The organism is Acidobacteriota bacterium (genome assembly GCA_035471785.1).
Taxonomy (GTDB): Bacteria; Acidobacteriota; UBA6911; order RPQK01; family DATIPO01; genus JANQFM01.
Genome location: DATIPQ010000022.1, coordinates 24,972 through 31,592, shown reverse-complemented (window position 1 = coordinate 31,592; position 6,621 = coordinate 24,972). Strand labels below are relative to the sequence as shown.

The 6,621-nt window shown below is 65.4% G+C and carries 6 protein-coding genes; all 6 read left to right on the top strand.

The window, feature by feature from the left end; genetic code table 11:
• Window positions 1-186, top strand: a 186-nt coding sequence (locus tag VLU25_03940; GenBank protein ID HSR67068.1) for a hypothetical protein, incomplete at its 5' end; no start/stop codon positions are given.
• Window positions 187-232: 46 nt separating this feature from the next.
• Window positions 233-1,273, top strand: coding sequence for an AAA family ATPase (locus VLU25_03935; protein HSR67067.1), 1,041 nt, complete (start codon window positions 233-235; stop codon window positions 1,271-1,273).
• 20 nt (window positions 1,274-1,293) lie between these two features.
• Window positions 1,294-3,012, top strand: a complete 1,719-nt coding sequence (locus tag VLU25_03930; GenBank protein ID HSR67066.1) for a hypothetical protein — start codon at window positions 1,294-1,296, stop codon at window positions 3,010-3,012.
• A complete protein-coding gene (locus VLU25_03925; GenBank protein ID HSR67065.1) occupies window positions 3,002-5,122 on the top strand; it encodes a hypothetical protein in 2,121 nt (706 codons plus the stop codon). The genes VLU25_03930 and VLU25_03925 overlap by 11 nt, the downstream gene beginning before the upstream one ends.
• Before the next feature lie 214 nt (window positions 5,123-5,336).
• Window positions 5,337-6,020: a helix-turn-helix domain-containing protein gene (locus VLU25_03920; GenBank protein ID HSR67064.1), complete on the top strand. Its 684-nt coding sequence runs from the start codon at window positions 5,337-5,339 to the stop codon at window positions 6,018-6,020.
• Window positions 6,017-6,619 (top strand): RES family NAD+ phosphorylase, encoded by a 603-nt coding sequence (locus VLU25_03915; protein HSR67063.1) that lies wholly within the window; start codon window positions 6,017-6,019, stop codon window positions 6,617-6,619. Before VLU25_03920 ends, VLU25_03915 begins: the two co-directional genes overlap by 4 nt.
• Window positions 6,620-6,621: the final 2 nt, after the last annotated feature.

The window sequence follows — 6,621 nt, the reverse complement described above, 5'->3', positions numbered from 1 at the left end:
GTAGCCGAGTTGCCCGCTCCCCGGCTGCAACACCTGGCCCGGCGCAAGCTGCTGGAAGACCAGTGGACGGGAGAGTGGGAAGCCTGGCTGATGGGACTGGTGAGTCAACGCTTTCCTCAATCGCTGGACAAGCTCAGTCTTCCCCTCCGGCGACGGCTAGAAGGGGCGGTGCAGACTAGCGCATAGGATTGACCTGGGAGAGTAAGCGGGAGGATGCGGTAGAATCTCTGGCGTGTTTAATCCGCAGACGCTTCTGGAATTGGCGCAGCGGCATGAGAAGGGATTGGGGCGGCTGGCTCAGGTGGAAGCGCGCCTCAATCAGCGCTTCATCGAGTTCGAGGAGCCGGTGCGCGCGCTGGTGCTTTCGCTGCTCTCAGGGGAACCGCTACTGCTGGTGGGTCCGCCGGGGACGGCCAAGTCGCGGCTCATCCGGGCGCTGTGCGAATTGCTGGGACTGCTCGATCCCAGGAACCGCACCCAGGCCGGAGAGTATTTCGAGTACCTGTTGACGCCCTTCACCGAGCCGGGAGAGCTGTTCGGCTTTTACGACGTGGGAAAAGCCATGCGCGAGCAGCGTTTGCAACGCGACGAAGAAGGCATGATGCAGCGCGCCCGGGTGGTTTACCTGGACGAGGTGTTCAACGGATCCAGCGCCATTCTCAACTCCATCCTCACCTTCCTCAACGAGCGCATCTTCCACGACCGCGGACGGCGGCGCGAGGTGGCCATGGAAGTGCTCTTCGCTTCCACCAACGAGGTGCCCCAGTCAGCCGAGCTGCAGGCCGTCTTCGACCGCTTCCTGTTGCGCTCCCACGTCCACAACGTGTTGGCGCGTCCCCAGCCCGTCGGACGGCTGCTGGAAGCCGGCTGGGTGGAGACCTACTCTCACCACGAGGAGGCGGGCGCCTTCAGCGGACTGCTGGAGGAGGTCAAGGCCCTCCGCCAGGACATCGCCTCGGCCACCGATGAAGGCCGGCTGCGGCCCCGGCGCGAGCACGGATACTACCGTCACCTGGCCCAGTTCGTTGAGGACGCCCGCGAGTACGGCCTTTCTCAGATATCCAACCGGCGCCTGGTCAAGATGAGTTACATCATGCTGCTGCACCGCATCTACGAAGCGGTGAGCGAAGGGGGGTTGGAGGAGTCGAAGGGACTGAACCTGCGGGCCCGGGAGCTGTCCCTCTTCTACCGCTACTTCCTCGACTTCCCGGACGCTGAACGGGCCAAGACCATGCAGCGCGCCGCCGCCCGCTGGAATCCCGAAGGTTCCTAGCCTAGCTAGAAAGGGAGGTGATGGTGGCTGACCTGAGGGTCAAGTTGATTGCGCCCAGGATGTGGCGGAAGCTGGTGTCCACGGCCGAGGACTCGCTGACCGAAGAAGCGGCCAAACGTTTTCTGGGCTCAGCCCTGTCGGCCATGCACAACCGCCACGTCGGCGCCACGCCCCAACTGATGGCCGAATTGGCCGATTCCTGCCTGCGTCCGGGAGCCGCCGCCAAGGGCCCCTGGGCCGACGTCCAGCAGCGCCTCAAGCTCGAGCTGCAACGCTCCGGCCCGGCGCTCCTTTCGGGCCGCTCAGAGGATTCCCGCCTGCAGACCCGCCGCGGCGCACCCCTCCTGTTCCACGCCGCGCCCTCCTACGTGGTGCTGCGGATCGCCCTGCCGCTGCTGGAAAAGGCCTGCCGCGACATCGGCGTCAGCTACCTCTTCTGCCGCGACGAGACGGTGCGTCCGCCCATCGCGCCTCCCTATTCACGCTACCAAGCCCGTTTGCGGGAGCGGCTTTTCCAACTGGCCGGCGAGGACGACCCGTCCATGGAGATGTTTTGGAAGGAAGCCGCCTGGACGCTGGCCGGACTTTCGGGGCGTCCCGCGCCGCTGCGCACGGCGGCGGCCCAGCTCTCCCAGATCGATCCCGCCGCCCTGGCGCTGCTGCTGCGGCTGACGCCTCGCCTTGCCGAGCCCCAGCCGCCGCCCGAGAGACGTCCCCGTCCGGCGCGGGCCGCCTCGCCTTACCGTCCGGCCCTGCACCGGCGCGAGGGAGGCGTGGAAGGCGTCCACATCACGCGCCGCCAGGAAGAGATCGACAGCATCCTCATCAGCGAGTACGCCAACCCGCCGCTGCTGCTGACCGAGCGGGTGCTCAACACCGGATACCTGGCGCTGCACCGTCCGCCCCACAAGGAGACGCTGCGCGACGTGCTGGTGGCCGCTTTTATGCCCCAGCCCTTGCGCGGAACCCTGGGCGGGGACTTCCTCAAGGCCTGCTGGTTCGAGTGCATGAGCCGCCTGGCCATGCTGCTGTGGCAGGGCGGACTGCGCCGCAGCGAATTCCGCTGGACCGAAGGGGACGCCCGGGGAGGGGCGCGCAGCCACTCCTACCGGCTGCAGGCGCTTCCCGAGTCGATGCCCGAGCAGGCGGCGGACTCGCACCCGCTCTTCCGACACGCCTTCCTGACGGCGCTGGACTGGCTGCCCTCCTTCCTCGATACGCGCGCAGCCATGCGTCCGCTGCGGGGACTGTCGGCGCGCGAGGCGGGAGGACGCGATGCCTCGGCGCTGGGACGCTGGACCTGCGCCGCCTGGCAGCAGCAGCAGATGCGTCCGCTGTGGAAGCGGGGAGGCGGGAGCGCCTCGAAAAGCCCCGGGCCACGTCGGTCCCCGGCCTCCGACTTCGGCGTATTGCACCTGATGATCATGATGCCCGCCCATCTGCTGCCCGAGGACGCGGCCAGCGGCGCCCAAGCCTCCTCTGCCGCAGGGCGCCTCTTCGCTGAACTGGGCCTGCAACGCCGTCCCGGCCAAAGCGCCAGCATCCTCTGGACACCCGGCCGCATCGACGATCTCGACCGATGGCGTCTGCAGGTGCGGGGACATCTCCCTGAGCGCCTCTTTCCCCGTCACGATTCGAATTCTGCTACGTCCCCGGCCCTCAGCCAGGAACGCATCGCCGCCCGCCTCATCGAAGCCTGGCTGAGCCTGCTGCGAAGGGAGGTGTGGCGTGCCTCCTGAAGTCCTGCTGCTGGATGACCTGACACCCTCCGAGGCTCTGGCCTTGCTGGACGAGGCCGACCTGCAAGGAGCCTCTCTCGCCCGACTGCGCATGAGCATGGAAACCTCGGCGGCCTTCGGGGCTTCGGTGACGTTGGCGCTTCCGCTGGAAAAGGCCTCCCGGCCGGACTTGAAAGTCCTGCTGCAGTCCTTTCAGAACCGCCAGCCGCGCGGCCCCCGCCGGGAGGCCGTCCCCCAGGAGGCGCTGCCCATGGAGCAAGCCCTGCCCTGGTTGCTGCTCAACGCCCAGGCCGATCAGCAGGCTGAGGCCCTCGAGGACGAATTCCTGCTGGCCGCCCTCGACCTTGCGCCCGGCGAGGTGGCCGAGCTCTTCGACAGCGCCGCCCTGCATGCCACTTCGGTGCGGGTGGCCGCGGCTGAGTCCGCCGCCGGGACTCACCACCTGTTTCACATGCGCGCCGACCGCCGACGCCGTTCCTCTGTGGCTTCGGCCCTCTCGGGCGAGTCCTTCCAGCAAGCCACGGCCTTGGCCGCCTACCAGGCCGATGGCGAGGGACGCATCTTCCTCCCCCGGTCGGCAGAGGTCGGCCACGCCGAACTGCAGTGTTTCTCCCGACTGCTGCAGAGGCTTCTGCAAGCATCGTCCAGGGAGGGCCAGGGCGACCCTGGCACCCGCCTGAGCCGCACCTCGCCTCTGTGCGCGGCGCTGCTTCCTGCTCCTTCGGCAGCCGACGAGGAGGTGCCCAGCCGCTACCTGGTTCTCGATCTCTCGCGGCTGCGTTTCCGGCCTTCTCTCGACTTGGCCCCGCCCCGCGCCTTCGGGGCCCGCTTCCGCCTGCTGCGCCTGAGCGACAGCGGACCCGCAATACGCCGGCTGGAAGGCCTGCTGCAAGAGCAAGCCCCCGAGTCCGGCTACCGGCTGGAACTCACCGAAACGCCGCTGCGCGAGCCCTCCCAGGTGGAACGGATCCGACTGCGCGAGCGCCAGGCCGAACTGGAATACCGGCTGGCCTTGCTCGACTCCATCTCGGCACCTCAACTGCGGCTGCTGCGCTTCGATCCCGATCAGATCGAGGCGCTGGCCGACGTGCTGCGCGCCTTTCCCCGCAGCGTGCTGCGCTCGGGGGGGCTGCAATACGCCTTCCAGTCCGTGGAAAACGAGCCGCTGGGACGCCACTACCTGCTCATCGACTCCAACCGAACCTCCATGAGCGAACTCGACCCGCTGCTGCTCTGGGAGCGTGCAGGAAAGCCTCCCATGCGCTTTTGGATGGACCCCAACTTCGCCCGCGATTACGCCTCTGAGGAGAGGCTTGAGAATTGGGTCTTCGTCCCTGAAGGAACGGCCCTCTTCCCTCCCCTGCACAGTTGGGAGCGCCAGGGAATGGACGTCTTCCTCCTACGCTTGCTGCGCCGCCTGCTGCCCCGCGACACTTGGGAAAAGACCACCTCGGGCGGCGCCTCAGACCTCCCCCAGCAGCCCCTGTTCCTTTTCGAAGGCCCGTCCGGCCCCGGACAGACTCTGCAGACTGCTGTCCTCGACAGGGCCTCCTTTACCCCCCTGGAAATCCGCCTGGGATGGCTCAACGACAATCTCGCCCTGCAGCGCCAACTGGCCGGACAGGAGAAGCGTCTGGCCCAACTGGCCGAGGACGCCTGGCAATCGCGCCTCTTCAGCCAACTGCGGCAAGAGGCCCGTCAGGCCCGCGAAGACTTCGAGCAGTCGGCCCGCCAAACCCGCCAGCGCGTCACCTCTCTGCTGGACGAACTCAGCGACCAGCTCTCGCGCGAAATCGACTCCACGGTCACCCGCACCCACGCCACCGCACAAGAAGTCCGCCGCCTCAACCTGCGCCTCCAGGCCTTGCTTGAAACTCGCGATGAAATGGAGGAAACCTCCGAGGAGATCGACCGCCTGCAGCGTCAAGTGCTGGCCGAAGCCGCTCAACTCAAGCGCACCCTCGACACTCTGGAAGACTCCACCGTCACCCCCCTCCTGCAACGCGCCGAATCCACCCGCCGCTCCATCCAAGAGCGCCTCCAGGAACAGATCGATTCCCTCAAAAAAACCCGCCGCACCCTCCTCGCCGCCCTTAAGAAGCGCCAATAGAGCAGCTAGAAAGAGTGGAGGAGGCCCTTGAGGAGGTCTCTGAGGACGCAATGCGAGTGGCAGTCCTCCATCATGACTTTGTGCCAATGGAAGTAACCCATTGCTAGCTATGTATCCTCTCAGCCGTCATCAGCTTTTGGGGGAGCCGTCGGCAGGTATCGATCAAGAATGAGCCTAAGTTGCATTGCTGAGCAACAAATGCTACCCTTTGGACATGGCCAGACGACAACCATCTCTGATCGACTCCACTCTGGACGAGTACTCCGCGCGCCTCGGCATCAGACGAGGACGGCTCAAGATGCTGGCCGAAGCGGCCAAAGCCCTGGGAGAACCCGAACTGGAAGTGTTGCGCGAGATGGTCCGTTTGGCCCAGAACACGCGCCGGTCCATGGAGAGCCGGCGGGAATTGGCAGCGGGACTGTGCGCTGCTATGGAGGAACTGTGGACGGCCTCTCCGGAGGAAGACCCGCTGGCTGAGGCAGATGAGCCGCTCGATTCCAAAGAAGCTGCCGAAGCCTCGCTGTGGGCCGACACTCGAATTCAGGCTAACCGGGCTCGGCTCTTGGCCGACTGCGTCACTGCCAGTGAAGCGGGCGAGATGACAAACCGCTCCCGCCAAGCGGTAGAGAAGCACAGGCGGGAGCGTCATCTCGTGGCGCTGCGGGTCGGGCGTGAATGGCGATACCCGAAGTGGCAGTTCGATATCGATGGCCCGCGGGGATTGGTTCCTGGCTTGGAGGAGATTGTCAGCAACCTCCATATGTCTCCTTTCGGTGTCGCCCTTTGGCTTACGACTCCCCGGAGCGAACTTGATGAGGAGTCTCCAATCGCCGCTCTACGCAAACGCAAGACCGCTCAAGTCGTTCGTTTAGCTGAAGAACAGGGTTACCTGCCGTGACCCTCCCTTCAGCGCCGGCTTCTCTCCCTTCCGACCCCACACTGATCGAACTTCCCCACGGGTGCCGGCTGGTGCGAGTTTATGACCCCGGACGGGGACCATGGGGCACCCGACGTTTCTTTGGCCCCCTGAGCAGCGCCCGTTTTGATCATCACACCCCTCCTACCGCAATTCATCCTGACCGGTCTGTTTGGTACGCCGCATCCTCCCTGAGGGGTGCGGTGGCTGAAGCCTTCGGCAAGATCGGCTTTCTGGACCGCACTTCTGACCGCAGAATCGCAATGGTCAGGCTCAATAAACCCATTACGGTCCTGGATCTGCTTGGTGCAGCCGGCAAGCGGCTCAAGCTGACTCAGGAGATCGCAACGACCACTGACTACAGGCTGTGCCAGTCCTATGCCAGAGCGTTCTATGATCAATTTCCGTCTGTTCAAGGAATCCGCTGGCGGGGACGGGAGATAGGTTCCGTCAACTTGGTCTTGAACGACCGAACCGATTTCAGCCTTCTCGCACTCCAAGTCGACTTACCTCTCGCTGACTCGGCTGTCTGGACCCGAATCGCCCGCGCAGCCCGAAATTGCCGATTGGACGTGATCTAGAG

What these genes read in the sequence shown, in the direction of transcription:
- VLU25_03930 (HSR67066.1), top strand. Translation starts at nt 1,294, where the DNA reads ATGGTGGCTGACCTGAGGGTCAAGTTGATTGCGCCCAGGATGTGGCGG.
- VLU25_03920 (HSR67064.1), top strand. Translation starts at nt 5,337, where the DNA reads ATGGCCAGACGACAACCATCTCTGATCGACTCCACTCTGGACGAGTAC.